The 22,085-nt window shown below is 65.8% G+C and carries 14 protein-coding genes and 1 pseudogene; 8 read left to right on the forward strand and 7 right to left on the reverse strand.

Translation table 11 applies throughout. The features are described 5' to 3' along the window. Window positions 1-138: 138 nt before the first annotated feature. The 4 genes from ACFWX1_RS20190 to ACFWX1_RS20205 all read right to left on the reverse strand — a co-directional run bounded on the left by ACFWX1_RS20190 (window position 139) and on the right by ACFWX1_RS20205 (window position 3,415). Window positions 139-324: a hypothetical protein gene (locus ACFWX1_RS20190; RefSeq protein WP_378389396.1), complete on the reverse strand. Its 186-nt coding sequence runs from the start codon at window positions 322-324 to the stop codon at window positions 139-141. A gap of 82 nt (window positions 325-406) precedes the next feature. Beyond that, window positions 407-604, reverse strand: coding sequence for a hypothetical protein (locus tag ACFWX1_RS20195; RefSeq protein ID WP_378389398.1), 198 nt, complete (start codon window positions 602-604; stop codon window positions 407-409). A gap of 789 nt (window positions 605-1,393) precedes the next feature. Next, entirely contained in the window at window positions 1,394-2,710 is a 1,317-nt protein-coding gene (locus ACFWX1_RS20200) for a hypothetical protein (protein WP_378389400.1), read from the reverse strand. Window positions 2,711-3,043: 333 nt separating this feature from the next. Next, window positions 3,044-3,415: a hypothetical protein gene (locus ACFWX1_RS20205; RefSeq protein WP_378389401.1), complete on the reverse strand. Its 372-nt coding sequence runs from the start codon at window positions 3,413-3,415 to the stop codon at window positions 3,044-3,046. A gap of 652 nt (window positions 3,416-4,067) precedes the next feature. On the opposite strand from ACFWX1_RS20205, the gene ACFWX1_RS20210 reads away from it, so the two are divergent. Both ACFWX1_RS20210 and ACFWX1_RS20215 read left to right on the forward strand, forming a co-directional pair. After that, on the forward strand, window positions 4,068-5,219 hold the full coding sequence (locus tag ACFWX1_RS20210) for an epoxide hydrolase family protein (RefSeq protein ID WP_378389403.1): 1,152 nt from the start codon (window positions 4,068-4,070) through the stop codon (window positions 5,217-5,219). Window positions 5,220-5,857: 638 nt separating this feature from the next. Further along, window positions 5,858-8,830: an error-prone DNA polymerase gene (locus ACFWX1_RS20215; RefSeq protein ID WP_378389405.1), complete on the forward strand. Its 2,973-nt coding sequence runs from the start codon at window positions 5,858-5,860 to the stop codon at window positions 8,828-8,830. A 155-nt stretch (window positions 8,831-8,985) separates the two neighbouring features. On the opposite strand, the gene ACFWX1_RS20220 is transcribed toward ACFWX1_RS20215, so the two are convergent. Then, complete coding sequence (locus ACFWX1_RS20220) at window positions 8,986-10,251, reverse strand: helix-turn-helix domain-containing protein (RefSeq protein ID WP_378389407.1); 1,266 nt, start codon at window positions 10,249-10,251, stop codon at window positions 8,986-8,988. Window positions 10,252-12,384: 2,133 nt separating this feature from the next. Next, window positions 12,385-12,816: an integrase core domain-containing protein gene (locus tag ACFWX1_RS20225; RefSeq protein WP_378389409.1), complete on the reverse strand. Its 432-nt coding sequence runs from the start codon at window positions 12,814-12,816 to the stop codon at window positions 12,385-12,387. Between the two features lie 194 nt (window positions 12,817-13,010). Here ACFWX1_RS20225 and ACFWX1_RS20230 point away from each other — a divergent pair, with 194 nt between their 5' ends. From ACFWX1_RS20230 to ACFWX1_RS20255, 6 genes and pseudogenes are all read left to right on the forward strand, one after another. After that, complete coding sequence (locus ACFWX1_RS20230; protein ID WP_378389411.1) at window positions 13,011-13,577, forward strand: hypothetical protein; 567 nt, start codon at window positions 13,011-13,013, stop codon at window positions 13,575-13,577. A gap of 230 nt (window positions 13,578-13,807) precedes the next feature. Next, window positions 13,808-13,885, forward strand: a pseudogene (locus tag ACFWX1_RS20235) (hypothetical protein); the annotation flags it as partial. 108 nt (window positions 13,886-13,993) lie between these two features. Then, the gene (locus ACFWX1_RS20240) at window positions 13,994-16,450 is read left to right on the forward strand and encodes a glycoside hydrolase family 172 protein (protein WP_378389413.1); all 2,457 of its coding nucleotides are present in this window, start codon (window positions 13,994-13,996) and stop codon (window positions 16,448-16,450) included. Window positions 16,451-17,416: 966 nt separating this feature from the next. Continuing rightward, the gene (locus ACFWX1_RS20245) at window positions 17,417-17,626 is read left to right on the forward strand and encodes a hypothetical protein (RefSeq protein ID WP_378389415.1); all 210 of its coding nucleotides are present in this window, start codon (window positions 17,417-17,419) and stop codon (window positions 17,624-17,626) included. A gap of 1,178 nt (window positions 17,627-18,804) precedes the next feature. Continuing rightward, window positions 18,805-19,623, forward strand: coding sequence for a S1 family peptidase (locus ACFWX1_RS20250; protein WP_378389417.1), 819 nt, complete (start codon window positions 18,805-18,807; stop codon window positions 19,621-19,623). A 627-nt stretch (window positions 19,624-20,250) separates the two neighbouring features. Next, window positions 20,251-20,478 carry a hypothetical protein gene (locus ACFWX1_RS20255; RefSeq protein ID WP_378389419.1) on the forward strand — a complete coding sequence of 76 codons (228 nt, stop codon included), beginning with the start codon at window positions 20,251-20,253 and terminating at the stop codon, window positions 20,476-20,478. Between the two features lie 552 nt (window positions 20,479-21,030). On the opposite strand, the gene ACFWX1_RS20260 is transcribed toward ACFWX1_RS20255, so the two are convergent. After that, window positions 21,031-22,026 carry an agmatine/peptidylarginine deiminase gene (locus ACFWX1_RS20260; RefSeq protein WP_378389421.1) on the reverse strand — a complete coding sequence of 332 codons (996 nt, stop codon included), beginning with the start codon at window positions 22,024-22,026 and terminating at the stop codon, window positions 21,031-21,033. Window positions 22,027-22,085: the final 59 nt, after the last annotated feature.

The following is a 22,085-nucleotide window of genomic DNA, read 5'->3' on the forward strand; positions in this document are numbered from 1 at the left end:
CCTTCCTGGTCGGTGACAACGGCTCAGGCAAGTCCACCTTGGTCGAGGCGATCGCCGAAGGCTTCAACCTGGACGCGCGCGGCGGACCCGCCCCCCCCCCAACGCGCCCCCCCCCCCCCCCCCACAACGCGGTCAGGATCAGCCGTGGTTGTAGAAGGCGTAGATGGCGCCTCCGGCCGCCGCGGCGGTGGCCAAGCCCTGGGTGAAGCCGTTGTTGAACGCGCCGACGTTGAACCAGCCGCCGCCCCCGCCCATCGCGGGTGCGTCCAGGGTCTCCAGGTCGTCGATGCGCAGGGTGGGCGTGGTGTGGATGTCGTTCCTCATCGTGGTAGTTCCTTTCGTGTTTCTGTGCCGAACGCGGATGCGGTGCGGCGGGTGGGTGTGGTGCCGGACAGTGGTGGCGGGATCAGCGGTGACCGCCGGACAGGCCCCAGCCGATGGCCCCGCCGATGGCGATCGCGCCGGCGCCGGCGGCGAGGCCACCGGCGTACCCGAGGCCCCACGAGGCGGCGTCACCCCAGGCGCTGGGGGCGTCGAGGGTTTCCAGGTCCTCGATACGCAGGGTGATCGGTGCGGTGACGGCGACGGTGTTCAGGTTGTTCATGACGGTTTCCTTTCATCGATGCTTCGCGGATCGGTGTTGTGTTCTTCTCGTTCGGCTTGGTGCCTGCAACCAGTTTTGGCCACGACGGCCACGCGGTCTTTAGGGAATCAACCGCAAGAAATCAGGGGGTGGGGGCCGCGTGCGGGTTCCTTCGGTACCGAAGCCACCGAAGGCCGGACGCGAACGCAACTGCGGCCACATCAAATCCGTCTTCGCCGCCTCGGCACCGCCACCACCACCGGCGCCGAACTGGGCAACGCCATAGACACCTGGGGCAGCGTCCTGGACGAACCCCTCTCCTGACCGCTGCGTCTATCACTTGTGTTCGGCATCTCGCAGAACACCGCGCGGCGCTACACCGCCCTGGCCGAACGCTTGCTCGGCGACGAACTCGAGCATCCGGCAGACCGGTAGAGTCGCTGGGCGCTGCGGAGACTCAGATGTCACGAGCCGCCGCAATCCTGGATCTTCAGAGGCGGAAGGCCGTGGGGTCCAGCTGAAATCGCTTCAATCCGGCTGAACTCACGGAAGCGTTACTGGCAACCCTGGATATCAGGTCTTGCGGAATAGAATGCTGCGGACGGTTTGGCTCAACGCGCCGAGGGCGCAGCGCTGAGGACCCGGCGGCCGGCCGTTGCCCTGCGTGAGTTCCGTGCCGGGTCGCCTCCGGCCTGCTCGTCCCGCTGGCGTTCACCAGCGGTCAGCTGCAAGATCCTGGCGCTGCGTGGGAGAATCCCGGCTGCGCTGTTGAGGCCCCCCTCCGGCCGTATTCGTTCGGAGGAGGCGGGATCAGGAGATACCGACCTGGAACGGCAGGCCCACAGGGACGTTCTTTTTGCCTTCGGACAGTACCTCCAGGCCGCTGTGACTGCCTTTTTGGGGCAGTGCGCAGGGCCTGGGCCTGGGTGAGCAGATTTTCGAGAGTTCGTCGGGGTCGGTGAGGAGGTAGTGAACTTCCAGTACCGCATTCCTGCCCAAGGCGATCTTCACGGGATCGTTCTTCCGCTCGCTCAGGTCTTTGCAGACGATGATGGTGCCTTGGCCGACAGTAGAGGGCTTCGCCGTGCACGTCGAAGTGTGGGCCTTGCCGTCCTGCCACACGATCACTACAGCGTCGAGCCGTGGCACCTCAATTCCGCTGTAGTAGAACATTTTGTTTCCGGTGGGGAGGGTGTAGGTGACGGGTTGTCGGTCGCGGTTGTGCTTCGTCCATTTCGAGTCCAGCAGCAGGGTTTGCGTGGCGACTGGTTCGCGGGGGTTGAACACGACATTCACGGGCTGCCCGTTGAGGTCGTGGCTGGTCCACTTGATGTCCGCGCCGGACTCGAACAGTTCTTCGGCGGTGCCGGGCGGGTCGTTGATCCAGTCCCGGGGGCGGGCTTCGAAGAAGCTCCAGAGGAGCTGGCTGAGATTGTAGACGGCGACACCGACGGCGATGAGGGTTCCGGCGGGCGGGAAGGCCAGCCCGATCGCGATGCCGGCGAGACCGACGACGGCGACGACGCTCTGTTCGACGTTGCCGGTGGTGATGCCTTCCACCAGCGACATCATCTCACCCACGCCGGGGGCGAAGCTGGCCGCGATGTAGGCAGCGGACTTGGCGTAGTCGGCGACGGTGTTTGTGGTCAGGGCTCCGGCCGCGGTGGTGGCTCGCCCGGCCCAGTCAGCGAATTCACCGGCCTTGTCGCTGAGCTGCCGCACCGCCGGGCTCTTGCTCGCCTTCGCCGCCCGGCCAATCAGCTTGGCCAGGCCGGGGCCCACGCCGGTGACGGATCGGGGCTGGGTGAGCAGGTCCCGGGCCTGCGGGTCCTGCTTGACCAGCTCCTCCAGCTCGTCGACCTGCGCCTCGAGGTCCGCCGGCAGATTGTCCGCCTGCTCGGCGGTCAACTCGTTGCAGACACGCTGAGGCAGTGCCCCATTCGAGCGCTTGGCGCAGCCTGTCTCCGCGACGTTCTTCAGTTCCTCCGGAGTGCTCTTGAACATCCCGTCGAGCACGTGCGAGATCGGAGGCGCGGCGACGTCTCTCGACGTCATGTCCTCGGGCACTGCCACAGCGGTCGGGGACGCCGCGACCGTGCCCGCGGGCACCGCGGCCACGGTCGTCACCGACCCCGCCACAGCCACCACGACCGCCAGGGCCAACACCGCGCAACGACGCAACACTGCCGGAGAAGAACACATAAAATCACCGTAAACCCGATCACGCCGTCCGGGAATTGCACAAATAGGTGAGCTTCTCCGGTTGTCCGGACACCTTGGCGTGTCCGGCAAATATGGGGAACCTCAAAGCTTCGGTGATGCTGCTGTTGGTCCGCGACTGGCGGAATTTGCGGTTGGTCAGCTCGGCGATCCAGCTTTCCGCCAGGTTCGGCCACGAGCTGCTGGTGAGGGGCCACGGCCAACGAGGGGCGCGACCAGGCGAGTTTGTCTCGCAGGAGATTATGCCTGCGGATGGTCGGTGACTCTCCTCCAGCGGCCGTCCTGTCCGCGCGCGATCTTCGCGATACGTGTGGCGGCTAGTTGGTAGAGGACTTGGGTGAGGACGGAACGTGCGACGCCCAGGGTTTGGGCGATGTTGGCCGTGGCAGCTCCGGCGGCACCCGCGCTAAGGATGATGTTGAAGGCCTGCGCGCCGTGATCGTCCGGGTAGTTCATCACGGTGTCCGGAATGGACAGTCCCTGCATCATGAACGTTGCCCGCAAGCTAGTGGGGGTGAGCGGACGACGGCCGAGTTGGCGGGGCCCGAGGCGTGACGACACCAGCGGCCATTCCTCGGAACGACCGGACGACAGGAGCTTGACGGAGCGCATCTCACTCCTACACGACCGACACACACGCACAGCTACCGGGAAACCCGGGCACACGTGCGCTGCGGAAATGAGCGGTGCGGTGGCGTCACGCGGTGCGCTCAGCGGCCCTAGACATCGCGGGCATCGGTACGCGATCACCTGAGCAAGTTCGGTCAGCCACGCTTCCTCGTTGTGTGGCAATCCGATCTCCCTCAGACAACTCGACGCTCGTGCGCACTCGAATGGCCGCCCCCTGTCACTTCACTGTTCACCGCACACGATACGGCCCGTACACGACCCGCTACCTCTGAGGCGGTCGCTCGAACGGATGTTTCCGGCCCTGGTCGTTGGCAGATATCAGCTTCCGGTCAAGGTGGCCGGACGGGAGCGCCGGAACAGATCGCTGCGGTGCTGCATACTGGTGACATGTGTGACGGTGCGCCGTGCCTGTCACCAAGATCGGCATCCGGCTAGGGAAGTCGCGCGGCGGTGTGAACGACGCTTGTCACCAGTTGTGGGCTCGAACTGGCACCTGAGGTCTCCAGGCCGTGTTCGGCCACCGGCCACCGGTCGCTGGTGCGGCGACCTCGCGGTGAGGTTGTGGCGGCCGACACCGTCCTGATCGGGTGATGTAGGACAGTTCCTGACCTATGTGAGCCCTAGTTTGATCTTCATGAGTACTGACATCGTTTCCTTCCGGATCGAGATCCCGCAGGCCGATCTCGATGATCTGCGGGACCGTCTGGCCCGCACCCGATCGCCGTACCCGGTGCCCGGCGTCGGCTCCGACCGGGACCACGGCATCGCCCCCGATTACCTCCACGAGCTGGCCGCCTACTGGGCCGACGGGTTCGATTGGCGGGCTCACGAGGCCGAGCTGAACACCTATCCGCAGTTCAGCACCGAGATCGACGGGCAAACTGTCCATTTTCTGCATCTGCGCTCGCCCGAGCCGAACGCCACGCCGCTGTTGCTCAACCACAGCTACCCGACCTCGTTCGTCGAGTTCCTCGCAGCGAGCGGGCCACTGACCGACCCGCGCGCCCACGGCGGTGACCCGGCCGACGCGTTCCACGTGGTCATTCCCTCGCTGCCCGGCTTCGCCTTCTCCAGCCCGCTCTCCGCGCGCGGCTGGAATCTCGAGCGGACCGCGCTGGCGTTCGGGGAGCTGATGACCCGCCTCGGTTACGAGCGCTTCGGCGTCGAAGGAGGCGACATCGGCGCCGGGGTGACCGGCCGGGTCGCAGCGCTGCTGCCCGAGCGGGTGATCGGCGCCCACACCCACGGCGACCGGCTCCAGCTCGGCATGGCCGGCGAGGATCTCCCGGTCCCCGACGGCCTGAGCGCGAACGAGCGCGCCGGACTGGAAGCAGCGCAACATCGTTGGTCGCAGATGAAGGGCTACCGGGTGCTGCAATCGACCGAACCCAACGCCCTGTCGGCGGGGCTGACCGATTCCCCGATCCTGCAACTGGCCTGGATCGCGGAGAAGTTCGTCGAGTGGGCCAACCCCACGACACCGATCAGCCGTGAGAATGTCCTGATCACCGCCAGCCTCTACTGGTTCACCCGCACCGGGCCCGCGGCGGCCGACTTCTACTGGGAACTGGCGCACGCTGAGAACACCGGCTGGGGCGGGGCTTCGGGTGTGCCCCAGGGTCAGTCGCTGTTCTACAGCGACCCACTCGTGCGCAAGGTCCTCGGGGCCGGCGACAGCGTCGCCTTCTTCCGCGAGCACACCGAGGGTGGGCATTTCCCCGCGTTCGAAGTCCCCGACCTGTTCGTCGACGACATCCGCGCCTTCTTCGGGAAACTCCGCGACTGACGCCGATCCGCCCGGCAGGCAACGACTTCGACAAGGAGCAGCCCGAACCCCACATCCTCCGCGCAGCGTCCAGCGCAGGATGGGGCGACTCCGCGACGGGACACCGACCGGTCGTGCTGCTTGCACAGCAATCGAACCCGGCGACGCACAGCAGCAGACGAGCTGTTCACCAAACCTCGACCGGTGACAACTTCCGCTCACAAGTGACAGATACGGCTCACAGACACAACATGGACGTTGCGCACGTCACCTATCGGCCGTTCGGTTATCGAACTATAGTTCGATCGCGCTGAGCGCCTCCAGACCGAGCGAGCCCTTCCCCTCCCAGCGCCCGGGTCACCGTCGAAACACGGCGAGACCTACGCCACGGGCGACGACCATGTGTCTTCGAGCCCTGGGGTCGAAGGCTGCCATCGGCTTCCCCGTGGTGTTCCTGGTACGGCGGGGATGGTGTGTGCGCGTTGGGTTACGAGTGGTCAACGGTCAACTGTGGACCGTCTCTCCAATTCGACAACCCGCCAGTTCGGTGGAGTGAACTGGAGCGGATCGCGTCCGGCCGCGCGCCGGGAACACCGGGTGATGGCGGGGATTCCCCGGCGTGGTCGCGTACACGCGGCAGCTACGCGCCGCCTGCGGGGATGCCGGTTCGCCGGGGCCGTGACGACGCGGGGGCGGGGATCCGTGTCCCGTACGCCGAACTGCACGCCCACTCCTACTTCAGCTTCCTTGATGGGGTGTCGGCGCCGGAGGAGCTGGTGGAGGAGGCGGTGCGGCTGGGGCTGGACGCGGTGGTGCTGACCGACAAGGACGGCATGTACGGGGCGGTGAGGTTCGCCGCGGCGGCGCGGGAGCTGGGGATGCGGGCCGGGTTCGGTGCCGAGCTGTCCCTCGGTCTGGACGCCCCGCAGGGCGGGGTGCCGGACCCGGCGGGTGAGCATCTGCTGGTGATCGCCCGGGACGTGGTGGGGTATCACCGGTTGTGCCGGGTGATCTCCCGCGCGCAGCTGGCCGGGGAGAAAGGCCGACCGGTCTACGACCTGGACGAGGTCGTCGAGGAGCTGCGTGGCCATGTCGTGGTGCTGACGGGGTGCCGCAAGAGCGCGGTCCGCCAGCCCCTGGAAGGCCGCTACCCGGAAACCGGTGCTGCGGACGCGGCAGCCGCGCTGAGGAGTCTGGTCGACCGGTTCGGCGGCGAGCATGTGCGCGCGGAGTTGATCGAACATGGCATGCCGCTGGACTACGAGCGCAACCGGGTGCTTGCCGGGATCGCCGCTGATCTCGGGGTGGCGACGGTGGCCAGCAACAACGTCCACTACGCCAGCCCGGACGAGTGGGAGCATTTCTGCGCGGCAGCTGCGATCCGTGCACGCCGGTCGATAGAGGACATGTACGGCTGGCTGCCGCCGGCCGGGACGCAGTTTCTGCGCTCCGGTGCGGAACAGGCCGAGCATCTCGCTCCGTTCCCCGGCGCGGTCGGGCGTGCTGCCCAGCTCGGTGTCGAGGTCGCCTTCGATCTCGACCTGATCGCCCCGGATCTCCCGCCCTTCCCCGTGCCCGCGGGGTTCGCTGACGAGAACACCTACTTACGCCACCTCGTCCTCGACGGCGCCGCCCACCGTTACGGCCCCCGCGCCGACGCTGAGGCCGCCTACGCCCAGCTGGAGCACGAGCTGCGGGTGATCGGCGGGCTGGGGTTCGCGGGGTATTTCCTGGTGGTGTGGGACATTGTCCGGTTCTGCCGCGAACGCGGGATCCTGGCGCAGGGGCGGGGGTCGGCGGCGAACTCTGCGGTGTGTTTCGCGTTGCGGGTCTGCCATGCCGACCCGGTGCGCTGGGGTCTGCTGTTCGAGCGGTTCCTGGCTCCGGAGCGGGACGGGCCGCCGGACATCGATGTGGACATCGAGTCCGATCGTCGTGAGGAGGTTATCCAGTACGTCTACGAACGCCATGGGCGGTACTGCGCGGCGCAGGTGGCGAACGTGATCACCTACCGGCCTCGCTCCGCGGTCCGCGACGCCGCTCGCGCCCTCGGATTCGCCCCGGGGCAGCAGGACGCGTTCGGCAAGCAGGTCGACCGGTGGCGCGGCCTCGCCGACCACACCCCCGGCGACGGCATCCCCGACGAGGTGATCGCGCTGGCTGCGCGGTTGGAGGACACACCCCGCCATCTCGGCGTCCATTCCGGCGGAATGGTGTTGGCGCATACGCCGGTGTCGGAAATCGTTCCGGTCGAATGGGCCACTGCGAAGGATCGGTCGGTGTTGCAGTGGGACAAGGACGACTGCGCGGAGATCGGGCTGACGAAGTTCGATCTGCTCGGGCTCGGGATGCTCTCCGCCCTGCGCTACATGATCGATTTGGTCGCCGACCACCACGACCGCACCGTCGACCTCGGCGACCTCGACCTGGCCGACCCGGCCGTCTACGACATGCTCTGCGCCGCCGACGCGGTCGGTGTCTTCCAGGTGGAGTCCCGGGCGCAGCTGGCGACGTTGCCGCGGTTGAAGCCGCGCAAGTTCTACGACCTGGTCGTCGAGGTCGCGCTGATCCGGCCGGGCCCCATTCAGGGTGGCTCCGTGCACCCCTACATCCGCCGCCGCAACGGCGAAGAACGCTGGGAGCACGCGCATCCGCTGCTCGCGGACAGTCTGGATCGGACACTCGGGGTGCCGTTGTTTCAGGAGCAGGTGATGCAGATGGCCCGCGACGTCGCGAGCTTCACCTCCGCCGAGGCCGACCAGCTGCGGCGTGCCATGGGCGCCAAACGGTCGGAGGTGAAGATGCGGAGACTCGCGAAGCGGTTCTTCGAGGGTGCCGCCGCCAACGGGGTGCCCCGCGATGTCGCGGTGAGGGTCTTCGAGCAAATCTCGGCTTTCTCCGGCTATGGCTTCCCCGAGGCGCATTCCATGTCGTTCGCGTTGCTGGTCTACGCGAGCGCCTGGTTCAAAGAGCATTTTCCGGCGGCGTTCTGCGCCGGGCTGTTGCGTGCCCAGCCGATGGGGTTCTACTCACCCCAATCGTTGGTCGCCGACGCCCGCCGCCACGGCGTGATCACCCGCGAGCCTGACCTCAACCTCTCGCTACCGCACGCCACCCTCGAACCCGACCCGGGCAGCACCGGCGGCGTCGCGATCCGCCTCGGACTGGCCGGGATCCGCACCGTCGGCACCGAGTTGGCGGAGCGGATCGTCGCCGACCGCGACACGAACGGCCCCTACGCCAGCATCGGCGACCTCACCGAACGCATCCCGCTTGCCACCCCCGTCGCCGAGGCGCTGGCCACCGCCGGCACCTTTAGCGGTCTCACGCCTCGGCACACCGACCGGCGCCAGGACCTCTGGGCCGCCGGGGCCGCCGCCCGGACCCGGCCCGAGCATCTGCCCGGCCTCGCCCTTGGCCATACCGCGCCCGCCTTGCCCGGCATGAGCGCCTTCGAGATCACCGCCGCCGACCACTGGGCCACCGGCATCACCCCCGGTACCCACCCCGTGGAGTTCTTGCGCGCCCACCTCGACCAGCTCGGCGCCATCCCCGCCGGACGGCTGCTTGAGGTCGACGACGGCACCCGGATCCTCATCGGCGGCGCGTTCCCTGTCAAGTCAGCGTGTTGATGTCCGCTAGGAACGTGGAGCCAGACTGGGCCCGATCAGTCATAGGGCTGTCTCGGCCGAGGTGACGGAGTTCCCTGTCGAGACACCATACGACGCGCCGTTGCTGGGATGGAGCCGTTTCTGCGGCGTCCTTGACGTGCTGGCGCCTGCGACGGTCAGATGAGTCGCATCCGGTAGGCGAGGCTGCGCACGGTGGCGTTGACACTTTCGTAGCCGGGTTCGGTGAGCAGATGGGCGATGGCGCGACGGGCGTAGGGGTCGGCGCGCAGGGTGTGCGGGCTGAGGGCTTCGGCGTCCTGGAGGTGCGTGACGGCTTGCGGTTGTTGTGCGTGTAGTCGCGCGAGCGCAGCTCCCACCAGCAGGTGAAACGAGTACTCGTCCACGGGGTTGTGCTTCCGGATTTCGTGTATCTTTTCCGCGACCACGGGTGCGGCGTCGAAGTGCCCGAGCACGGTCACGAGTTCCAGATTGTTCAACAGGAACGAGGTGCGGGTGAGGCGAGGATAGTCGTCGGGCCGCGGTTCCAGCCAGCCGAGTATTTCCCGTGCTTCGGCGAGGTGGTCAAAGGCGACGGCGTCGGCGTGGGGACGGAGACGTGCATGTGCGAGAGCCGCCGTGATGTGGAGCCTGCCGTACATGATTTTCGTGCGATGTGTTCCCAGGGACGTTGACGATAATTGGGTTGCGGCGTCGAGCGCGACGTCCGCTGCCTGCTCGTAGAGCCCAAGGCGTGTGCAGAGTTGGGCCTGTTGCCATGACCAGACTGTTTGAAGGACGAGGTCATCGGATTCGCGCGCCAGCGTACTGGACCTTTCGATAACTAGTACCAACAGGTCGATGTACCCTAGTTCTCGGAGGACCTCCGTGCACACGTCTTGATAGACCGTCACCAGGAGACGGCGGAGAACGTTCTCTTGAGGGTGTTTCCGGGATGTCAGCAGCCTGTGGATGTTGAGGATCAGATCGGGTAGCTGATGCAGCGCCTGGCTGTAACGGCATTCCAGGACGAGAGTGCGAAGATGGCCTATATAGGCGTTGAGAGCGTCGATGTCGGTCACGCTTGCCGAATCCGATGGGGTGGATAGCGGTGCCGCGATAAGTGTCAACCTCAGCCGGTCTGCCGCGGCGTCGAGGGAAATTCCGCCCTGTTGCCGTGTTTGCGTCAGGAAGTCCACACCGACCAGGTCGGCGGCTGAAACGTTGAGCACATCGGCGAGAGCGATAATGTGTGAGACTCGGTCGAGGTTCCGGTGGCCATTTTCTACTGTTGACAAGAACGCGGGCGAGAGCCCTGCCAGCCTCGCGGCGGTGCGTACGCTCAGTCCTCTGATTTGTCGATAGAACCGGACGCGTTGTCCGATATCGCTGAAGGTTTCACTGGCGGGACTGCGTCCGGAAGGTGACGGCACGACATCGACCATAAGCAGATTCCATTCTGGGGAGAATAGAGCGAACGGGTCTACTGTGACTGTGCTGTGTGCGTTTGATCACGGAACGGCGTCGCGACCGTGCGGTCGCCGGTGTGCGCATAGCCGAGCCAGTGTGGCATACCTTCGCAGCTCACACCAGGTCTTGGTGTCCGTCTCCCGGTGCCTCAGGTTTTCTTTGCCGCGAGAATTCGGAGTGAACATCGTTGGCGTTCTGCATGTTTGGGCATTCGGCGCCGACGGCGTCCCGGTTTGGTGACATACACGGTTCCGCGGGGAGGTGCCGGACGAATCAGCCCATCTGCGACGACTGGCATTGGCGGCTCCCGGGGACCGAGCAGCGAGGAGGCGTGTTGGGTGGTGGTCGGACGTGCTGAAGCCGCCCGAATGCTTGAGGTTTCCGCCGAAAGACGTAGTCCTGACAAACCCTGTCGACTGAAGGGTGTGTGACGAATGGCGGTGTAGCGACAGGGGCGATGCAGCTGCATGGGTCGCATCAGGACGAATACGAGGGGACGGGAGTGTTCACCGGCGTAAACACTCTCCCGGGATGTGCCATTACGGTGGTTCCCGTTGTCATAGCGACGGCACCTGAGTTGACAGTGGTGGTTCGGGCACACAGTCGCACAAAGAGTGCGCATAGGACCAGGCGCACAGCTATCCCCCCACCCCCCGCAGCAGCGCCGGACTGGACTGTTTTGGGTCGACGCTGCTCCACGGCAGACGTTCGCCGAAAGGTTCACCGTGAATTTAGATGATGAATCATTGCAGTTAATGCTGCGACATGCGATACGAGGTTGCGACGGCGCGGGCCTGTATCTCGGCGTGCACGTGCTGTCGAACCGTGGCGAATCACATCTGATGTTCCCGCTGACGGTGGCTCGTTCCGTCGACGTTTTCGTGGCGGCCAGCGATGCGACGGTGGCCATGGCCGGGAACCCGCACCCTCGGTGCCCTCATCCGCGCGTCCGTTCCGGTGACGGTCTGGAGAACGCCAGACCCACTCCGAGACAGACGCGTCGTTTACGTCGCATTGGGGTGCTCGCGCTGAAGCCTGCCCGCCGGGCGATGTCGTCGTGGGGCCGCAGGCTATTGCGGCGTACTCGACGCATCGACCGGCCTCCGAACGGCGACGCTGCCGCTGCTACCTCGCTGGCGGGAGCTCAGCGATGACCGGGTCGTCCGCCCGTCGTGGCCTGAAGCACGGCGGGTGCGCGGAGAGCTGCTGGGCGTCGCGACTGCCTGGTGTGCAGGGACGCGAGAGAAGTCCTGGGTGGTGGCTGCACGGCGTCAATCCCCAGCTGTCTGTGGGCGTACCAAGCTGGGCAGCCCCGGGATGCGGCGAGCGGGGAGGCCTTGTGGCTTCGGGTGTGTGGTGTTGTGCGGTGGCAGTGAGCGGGCTGGCGGGTCGTGGCACGCCGATCTCGCCGTGCGTGCCGCCAAGCCGGTGCGGGGTGAATGGGGCGTGACGGTGCGGATGCGGCAGTGCACGGCCACGCGGCGTCGGCGAGTGACTTGGACGCGGTGGGTGCGCAGGCTTGCCTCTCGGAGGAGTCCGGTCGATCGGCGGGCGGAGTTGGTCGATTCTCTGCAGTTGTTGCTCGAGCAGATGGCGGAGGAGGAAGAGTGCTGCAGCGGTTCCGTGCGGTGCCGGGAACGGCGTGACTGTCTGGTGCGTCTCGCAGGAACGGTGCTGGCGCTGCTGGGGCGGCACCGGCTCGACAGGCGCGGCGATTGCGAGTACTGCAGCGGAGCGCGGCCGGAGGCGACCGGTTGTACGGTGCTGCACACCTGCGACCTGCTACTCGGCGAACGCACCGAGGTCGCATGGTGGCTTGCACTTGGGTTGACTCGCCGTCGCCGTACCTTACAGCAGGTCCGGGCGTGGCTCGCGTGTACTCGCGCGTCGACACCCAGCACTCAACCACGGCGATCAGGGTCCGAGGGACACCCTGACCGGTCCACATGACTGTCGCTTGCCAGTGTGATGGGTTCTGTCTCACTTTCCGTGAAGGTAGCGATTGATCGCCGGCAGTAGCGGCGACCGTGGCGGAAAGGCCACTCGTTTGGCACCACGACCGTCGGAGGGAGAGCGGGACAGAGCCCATCCTCCTGGCAGAAAACCCCTCAGGGGCGTCCCATCACGCTGGCAGGCGACACATGAAGTGTGCGGAGAAGCTGGAAGAAGCGACTGGACTGTCGCCATTCTCGTGTCTGTGGCATCGGCAGGCGGCCACCGCTCCACCTGCCGCGGTCACGGCCGAATCGGTGTCGCGCCCTGCGCTGGAGCACGCCCCGCAGCGCATCGACGGAGAAGTCCTCGTTGTTGAACCGGATCACGCCGTCACGCACGACGGGTTTCGTGGGTGTTCGGTATCCGAGTATCGAATATAGACGGTCGTGATTGTAGTGGCTGAGATAGGCGAACACAGCTCGGCGAGGGTCGTCGCGGGTGGCCCAGGCCTGGGCCACGATCTCGGTTTTGAGTGTCGCGAAGAACGACTCCGCGACGGTGTTGTCGTAGTACGACCAATGCAGATGTGGGCGTTTTGAAGCCATCTCCCCGTAGGGCGACTCCGAGGGCTCATACCTTCATCATCCGTGCAGCGCTCTACCTACCCTCACAAACTCCTTCACGTTCAGGACACATGGGGAACCCTACCCTTTAGTGTTCTTTATCCGTGTGTGCCCCGTTTGGGGGTACAGGATTGCCTCCGGGTGACCGTTGTCCAGTGGGTACGGCCAGGTGCGTTATGAAGAACAGGAAGGACGCCATGATCAGTCGTCTACATGGAATGATGGCTGTGAGCGCGGTCGCTTTCGCTGCGCCTACGGGAGCGCCCACGTTAGCTGTCACTGCTCCTGCCGTCGGCTCGTCTATAGCTTTGGGGGCAACGACCAGAGATGTTCGGGCTCCTCTCGCAAATGAACAGTGGATCGTTCTGGCCTGGTCCGCAGCTCGTCGTGCCCGAGCCGCCCACGCCTACAAACCCAGCCTCATTACCGAAGACGAGGCAAAGTTCGCCCAAGCCGAAGTCGATGCCGCTTCGGGCGACAGCGCTAACCTCTCCAAGATCGTCTTCCACCTTGGAAACATCGCCGGTGCCGCCGCTCACGCCGCGTACTACATCAGCAAGACAGAGCCTGCCGGTGACGTCGCGAGCGCGGCGAGCGCTGCCGGCAAGGTTACCGCCCACGTTCAGGAGGCTACCCGCACTGCTCCTGATATTACCCATTATAGGAAAATTCGGTGCGCCGAAAATATTGCCATCACCAAAGCAAATAAGGCCTTTGGTTCGATAATTCCCGCGTTGCCATAGCCACACTCAAAGTGCCTACATAGCCTGCGCCTTCTTGCATGTGTCCACAAGCTCACCGCGTTCCGCGGGAGCGCAACGTGGAACGGAGAAGCGCTACGTTTACGTTCAAGAAAGCCATCTAGGCGATCAAGGGCCGGGTGAAGGCCAGAACGTGCAGGCCAGCCCTCAACCAGAATCTGGAGCTGCTGCTCATCCTCAACCGGATGTTGGCGGCATAGACGAACTACTTCCGATACGGGGTGTCCAAGGAAGTGTTCAGCTCAGTCGATAGCCATGCATGGAGACGGCACATGCGCTGGATGCGCGCTAAACACAAGGGCAGAACCGGGTTTGGAATGATTCAACTCCGCGATCGGAGTGTTCCGATGCACACCCGAAGAGCTGGCCATGCCCACAGATCACTACTGCTGGCGATCATGACAGCGCTCGGCGTAGTAGGATCCCGCACACCTCCGGCCACCGCCCAACCCGACCGGCCGCCTTCGTCCGCTTCGGTGGGCCCGATCGGCTGGGACGTCTATCGCTCGCTGGACGCGATGGCGGCGCTGCGGCCGGGTGCGCAGAGCAAGCAGTTCTCCAGCTTCGATCGCACCGGCGGCAACGAGGACGGCTTCGGCGGCGTGTACAGCTGCCTGCGGATCACCGCCGAGGGCTGTGTGATCGCGGAGAAGACCGGCGCCGGTGAGATCGAGAGCATGTGGTTCACCCGCGACTACGGGAACATGGTCAACAACGGCAAGCTCAAGGTCGAACTCGACGGCCGAGCGGTGCTGGACTCCTCGCTCCAGGACATTGTGGACGGACGGCTCGGCGCGCCGTTCGTCTGGCCGCTGGTGGGCAACGGCGACGACACCTCGGGCGGTTCGGTGATCAAGGTCCCGATGCCGTACCAACGCTCGATGCGGGTCACCGTCCAGCACAACCCGCTCTTCTACCACGTCACCTATCGCGAGTTCCCCGACGCGGCGGGAGTGCGTACCTTCGACCCGCGCGATCGGGCACTCGACGTCGTGGATCGCTTGCGGGGCTTCGGGATCCGCGATCCGAAACCCGCCGCGAGCCGGGCGAGGACGAGTTCGGGCACCGCGGACATCGCCGACGGCGGCACGGCGAAGTTCGCCTCACTCGGCGGTCCGGGGACGATCAGCCAGCTCCGGGTGACGCTGCCCCAGCTGATCTCCGAGCCCCGGGTCCGCGACGACGGCCGGGCGTTCGGCGCCGGTGGACACAGCTCGTTCCGCGTCGCGATCGACCCGGCCAACACCGGCGTCCGGCTGACCCGGCGCCCGGATCCCGCGATCGGCCATCAGGTCGCCGACGTGTCCGTCGACGGCAAACCCGCCGGGCGGTGGACGACCGGTGCCCCGACCCCGCGCGGTGTGTGGGCGGATCAGGTGCTCGACCTCCCGGCGAGCCTGACCGCGGGCAAATCGGTACTCACCATCGCCAATACCTTCGTCTCGTCGGACCTCGACATCAACGAGTTCCGCTACGACGTGCATTCCCGAGTGGACGGAAAGTGGCGGCGCACCGACGTCCTCGACCTCGGCCCGCAGCACCCCGGCGAGGAGAAGGCACACGGCTACCAGCTGACCATGCAGAGCTGGAACGGCTTCCAGATCTACCGGTACCAGCGTGATCCCGCGAAGCTGGCGGCTTCGCAGGCAGTACTGTCCGGCGCCCGGCTGCGGATCACCTTCGACGGGAAGACCACAGTGGACTCGCCGCTCGGCGAGTTCTTCGGCTCCGGGCTCGGCAAGTTCGACGGCCGCACGATGCTGTCCTCGATCGACGCCACCGACGGCGGCGCGCTCACCGCGTGGTGGCCGATGCCCTACCGCCAGGGCGCGGTCGTCGAGCTGGTGAACCAGAGCGGCCAGCCGATCACGCAGGCCACCGTCGAGGTCACCGCAGCGCCTACACCCGCCGTCGACGCCGGTCTGCGGCCCGGCGGCGGTCTCGGCTACTTCACCGCGACCAGCCACAAAGGACTGACGCAGAACGGCGCGGACTGGACGATCCTGCAGGCCGCCGGACGCGGCGTGTTCTACGGCGTCACGCAGAGCATGACCGGGCTCATCACCTCCGGCAACCGGCGGGATTATCTGGAAGGCGACGAGCGCGTCTACGTCGACGGCGTCGGCAGCCCGCAATGGCACGGCACCGGGACGGAGGACTTCTTCGAATCCGGCTGGTATTTCCGCGACGGCACGAACTTCGCGATGCCACTGACCGGGAACCCGGCGTACAAACTGGACGGTGACGGCTGCCGCTACGACTGCACCGGCGCCGTCCGCCTGATGGCAGGCGACGCCGTGCCGTTCTCCTCGGCGCTGACCTTCGGCATCGAACACGGTCCCGCGAACAACGAGCCGGCCGAGTACAGCACCACCGCGTACTGGTACGGGCAGCCCGACGCGGGGATGCGCCAGACCGACCTGGTGGACGCGGGGAACGACACCAGCCGGGACGACCACGACTACACCGCCGAGGGCGAGACCCGGGGCACACTGACGTCGACCTTCGAAGGCACCCAGGTCCAAGGTCCGGTGGCCAGGGCGAGCACGGCTTCGACCGGCGCGGTGTCCTTCACCATGGCGCTGGATCCGCGCAACGCGGGCGCGCGGTTGTTGCGGATCGGCGACCAGAACGCGGCCTACCAGCAGGCCGCGGTGTATGTCGACGGCAGACAGGTCGGCACCTGGACGCAGCCTCTGGGGAACACCACACACCGCTGGCTCGAAGACACCTTCGCGCTCCCGGCGAGCGTCACCGTCGGCCGGTCCTCGATCGACGTGCGGATCGTGCCCACGAAGGGCGCCCCGGCGTGGTCCGCCGCGCAATACCGGCTGGAGGTGCTGAGCAGCTTCTAACGGCGTGTCTTCGCTGGTAGTGGGCTTGCTGGGCTCGGTGCTGATGGCGTCGGCGCCAGTGTGACCAGGCCCTGGGTTGCGAGGCGGTCGAGCGGGGTGGTGATCTGGTGTGCCAGGAGACGCTTGACCTCGCCCAGTGTGACTGGGATGAAGCCGCTACCAGGGCTTTTGGGGCTATTGCGGCGGTGACGGCCAGGTAGGTGTGGGCGAGCATGGCAAGGGTGATGTGCCGGTACCAGGCGTCGTAGCGGCGGACCTGGTACTGGTCGAGGTCGACGTCGGTCTTCGCGGTCTGGAAACTATCCTCGATCGCCCATCGTGCTCCGGCTACGAGAATCAGCTCGTCATCGGTCGTTCCCGTTGGGGCACAACATAAGTAGTAAGCGACCTCGTACTTGCCTTTGCCGTTTCGGGTCAGTGAACGGCGGGCCAGCAGCCAGCGTCCCCAGCCGGATGGAGTGGTGTCGGAATAGGTGGGCAGCTCGGCGACGGCCCAGTCGAACATCCGTGGTCCTTTGGCACCGTCGCCGCAGCTTCGGCGTTTCCACGCGTCAGCGGGCGCGTGGGCAACGAGCGCGTCAGCGCGGGACGTGCCGGCCAGCGCAAGTATGACAAAGCGCGGCTGGAGTATTAGGCCACTTCGACGACACTCCCGCAGTGGTGTACGAAATACAACAGGTTCCGAAACGTGACCCCGTGGACGAATACTCCTTCCGTCTACTCGTGGGAACCGCGTTATCGCGAATCGGCTCATGCCGAACGAGCGCCGTCAGGCATCTCCAAGAAGCCGAAACCATTAGCCCACACGCTCTGCATGCCGACCCCTACGCCCACTGTGCGGTCATACAACTACTCGCAGGACCCAGCTACGAAAGCGTGAATGCCAGCGTGCGCGGACTCGCCTGCCGAATGCGACTTCCATGAGCCGGAGCGCAGTTGTAACCGTTCTCGGACGCGCTCGCGCGGATGGAGAGCTCGTTCAAGCAGTTCCAATGGATCAAGGAGAGTTCGAACGTTCGGCCGCTGGCCGGGTTCCTTGCCGACGGGAGGATCGTCGGCCACGAGCTCCTGGACGAACTGCCGCCGAGCCGCAACGTACACTACGGTCGGCAGATGATTACGCAGACCGGTGTGCTGCTCGAACGCCACGAGGATCTCGCGCGGCTGTCAGAGTGACTGACCACCATCTGTTGGGCAATCCGGCCGAACCCCTCGACCTCATCCGCCCGCTCCTACGCTGGTTTCTGCTGCGGCGCGCACGTGCCCGCCGCTTCTCGGTCTCAGTCGGCTGAGATCTTCGCCATCGCCGGTCTCCCAAGGCTCGGCTGCTTCCACCGGAATTTCGTTCGTGCGTGTTCACGGCACTGAACACTTACCGCACCACACCAAGCTATGATGTGCGAGTGCTTGCGCCGGAGTGGCAGGTGTTTCCGATATACCGGCGGTTCTCGCATGACTTGACAACGTGAGCGCGCCGGTACCTCTGCGATACACGTCGTGAACACCCGGCCCACGGTATCCACAGCTGAAGAGAAACGGCATCAAGACCTATATTGGCGCGCTCAAGAGCCAACTCTGCTCTGTTTTTCCCTGACTGTGACCCGTGAGAACGAGGAGTCCCTATGTACACAAGGATCCTGGCTGATCTGCTGATGCAAGCCACTCTCCCCAGGGCTCGCACCGCGTCCGCGCTGGCCGTAGCCGCACGTGCGCCGTATGAGGTGTCAGGGTGCGTGTCCTCGGTGACCACGCACCGACAAGCCACACAGAGCGACGACTCGGCGCGGCCGCGGAATTGTTTGCCACCGGCGATGTAGCGGAGCTCCCCGGGATACGGTCGCAGCTGACACCCAGGACACAGCAGGCCGCAGAGACCTTGGTGGTCAGTGCACGCTGGCTCACCGTCGATCTGCACTGGTGTACTCGCGCCTACTGCGATCTGCTTGTCGCTCGAACGGTTGGACGGCAGGGGTCGCCGGAACGATACCGCGCGGGACACCAAGGTCGTGCGGTCGGACGGGACGTTGACGCGGTCGCAGATGCATGATTCGCTCCGCGCCCTGACCGAGGACCTGGCGGCGGAGGAATTTGCCGGGGGACCGGGCGACCGCGCAGCGGTGGCAGCGTGAGTGCTTGGTGCGTCTCGCAGGAGCCGTCCTGGTGTTGCTGAACAGCACCGGGTGGATAGGCGCTGGCGGTGCAAATACTGCAAGCCGGCTCGGCAGTGCGGCGGCGTCGGGAACCAGTGATGAGCGCGCTTGTCGATCATGTAATGGCGAGCCGACAACAGCTTCTCGTCGATGTGCTGACCGGACCATCCGGGGAAGTACAGCGAGTAGAAGGAGGAATGAAGAGTGAAAAGGATCAGAACGTTCATAGGCGCGGTGTTCGGTGTCGGGGCCGTGGCCGTCGGGTTCGCTCCCGCGGCTGCCGCTGCGGACGGCCCCGTGCGACCGGATATCGTTGGCGGAGCCGATGCCACGGAGACCTATAGCTTCATGGCGAGCATGCAGACAGTCGACGGCAACCAGGAGTGTGGTGCCTCGCTGATTAAGCCCGACTGGCTGGTCACCGCGGCGCACTGCGTGGCGGGGAAGGAACCGGCGGATTGGCAGTTCCGGCTTAACTCCAACGATCGCACCCAAGGCGGCGAGGTCGTGAAAGCGGACCGGTTCGTCATCCATCCGAACTATCTGGGGGAGGCCAAGCCCTCGGATATCGCGCTAGTCCACGTCGAAGCCCCTGCCTCGGCGGCGCCGATCGCCATCGCGACCGAATCCCCGCAACCGGGAAGCTCGTTCCGGGAGATCGGCTGGGGGCAGACCTGCCCAGAGCCCGGGTGCGGTGAAGCGCCGGTCGCGCTGCAACAACTCGACACCACCGTCGCCGAACCGACCATCTGCCAGCAAGAGCCGACGAACAACTTCGATCCGGCAACCGAACTGTGTCTGGACAACCAGAACGGCACCGCCAGCGCCTGCTACGGCGACTCAGGAGGCCCAGGACTTGTCAAAAACGGTGACAAGTGGGTTCTCGTCGGCGCTACCAGCAGGGGACGGACACCTGCCTGCACCGAGCTGCCCCACATCTACACCAACGTAACCACCTATACCACCTGGATTGACGAACAGACAGGAGGCAACGCCCCGCACGCACGGAGTCCGCAGCATTGACGTACATGTTGGGTTGCCCGGCGTTCGTCGTACCGGGCAGCCCAACCTCCTGCGGTCGGCGGGGAGTCCCAGTCGACCGCTTCGTGAAACGGACTGAAGTGTCGGCCCCGCGGGTGGCATGGCGCTCGACGTGCCGAATCAGAGCAGCGCCCCATCCCCGCGGACCCGGTGTACGCCACGGGGGCAGACACCCAACCACTGTCTACTCCGGATCGGTGTTCCGCGGACACGCACGATAGTCGCGCGACGGGCCGGTACCGAAGTACGAAAGGGCCAGGACACATGTCGGACATACCGCGGAGGCCTTTCCTCATCGCAGTCGGCGGAGACAGCCGTCGCGGCGAACGGCAGGAGCCTGCTCCGCCCAACGGAAGCCGACGCCGACTCACCGACCTTTCATCTGCGAAGTGGGTGTTGCTCACGCCCGGCTTTTGCGATTCGGTGGCGTCGGCCGGTCTGGCCACTTGGTCGGTGTTCGACTTCAATCGAGGCCTCAACCAGAAGCCGAATACGTCGGTCTCTTGGACCAGGTCCGGATCACCTCAGCCACGCTCAAGCCTGCTCGCCCCTCATCCCAGCTCGGCATATAGAAATCATCACTCTGAGCTCGATATCTGTTCCAACAGCGTGGAAGGCGGAGTAGACGGTTACCATCCGTCGACGCAGACCGCGTTGTCGATCGTGGCGATCGTGTTGTCAGCTATGTCGTTGGGCTGGCAGGCCGCGACGTTCGCGCTGATCGGTGGCCGCGTCCGGGCCGAACTCCGCCCCGGCGGCGTGTACGACGCTGGTGCCGGTCTGGTCACCATCCGTGTCGACAAGGCCTCACAGAACTGGCGACACCAGATTCGATAACACGGATTCGAGCGGGCCGTCGCCGCGATCCAGGTGGCCAACATTGGCCGGATGCCGGTCACCGTGCGCAGTTGGCAGTTGCGGGCCATCCCGGGGCGCGGCATTCACACCGGTCGCGAACCTCATTGGCGAGAAGCTGCCCTTCCGCCTGGCGGCAGGTGCATTCGACACCAGGGCGGTGGGCTTCGAGGATGTCCTGGGCCTGGTGTCCGCATCGACGGTCCTGGCGGTCGCGGAGCGTTCGTCGTCATCGTCGAGGTGCACCACGACGATGGCCGCGTCCGCCGAACCAGCAACGGCTGTCCATCGCGGCCCCGCCGCGGTAGCTGCGCGTTCCTGAGATCGGCGCAGCGGCTCGCGGCGTCTGGTGCAGCCCAAGTGCCAGCCGGTCACCCCGTGGTAGGTCGTGAGGACGCATCCGACGCTGGTCGGCACTCGAGCCTGTGCCCACGACCGATGCGCGCCTGACTGGCGCCGCAAGTTTCTGAGCGCTGCCCCCGGTTTTGTTGGAAACGGCGGTGTGCCCCTGGATTTGGCACCGTGAGCACGTGGTCAATGGGCGGGTTCCTGCTGTGTGGTGCAGTGGATTCCGCCGCCTCCGGCGGCGATGGCGTCGATGTTGATCTGCGCGACCTGCCGGTCCGGGAACAGCCGCGCCAGCGTCGAGCGTGCCGCCTCGTCGGTGCGGGCGTCGCCGAATTCCGGGGCGATGACCGCACCGTTGCAGACGTAGAAGTTGACGTATCCGGCAGCGAAGGCGCCACCAGGGCTCTTGGGTCGCACCGTGGCTGGGCTTTCCAGCACCTCCACCTGCAACGGGCGGTTCTGAGCGTCGGTAGCCGAACGCAGGATCTCCAGGTGTCGCTTGGTGACGTCGTGGTCGGGCGACTTCGGGTCGGTGTCGAGTCCGGCCACGACGACCCCGGGGCGGGCGAAGCGGGCGTAGAAGTCGGTGTGCCCGTCGGTGATGTCGTCCTTGGAGATCACCCCGGGCAGCCAGATGATCTTCCGGATACCCAGTAGTCGGCCGAGTTCGGCCTCGACATCGGCCTTGGATTTGCCGAGGTTGCGGTTGGGGTTGAGTACGCAGCTTTCGGTGATGATCGCGGTGCCGTCCCCGTCGACCTCGAGCGCGCCTCCTTCCAAGTGGAGGTCGGTGCGCAGCGACGTGACTCCGGCTCGGCCGGTGACGAATTCGGCGACCTTCGCGTCGCGGTCATGGGCTTGTTTGGCGCCCCAGCCGTTGAAGTTGAAATCCACTCCGGCCAGACCGGACTCGCCCTTGACGAAGGCCGGGCCGGTGTCGCGGATCCACAGATCGTCGATCGGGGCGGGAATCAACTCCACGTTCGCAGACCCGATCAATTCGCGCGCGAGGTCGGCCTCGTCGGGCCGCACCAGCATCGACACCGGTTCGAACCGGGCGATCGTGGTGGCTACACCGGCCAGGTCCTTGCGGACCTGCGGCAGCAGCGCCGCTGTCCAGATCGCCTCGCCGGCCCCGAACGCCATCCAGGTGCGTGCGTGCGGCTGTCCCTCCTCCGGCATGACCCACCGCTGACCCTCATCACTGCTCCCGCTACCAGCCGCGGCGCGGGCATTGGGTT

This window comes from Amycolatopsis sp. NPDC059021 (assembly GCF_042739895.1).
Lineage (GTDB): Bacteria > Actinomycetota > Actinomycetes > Mycobacteriales > Pseudonocardiaceae > Amycolatopsis.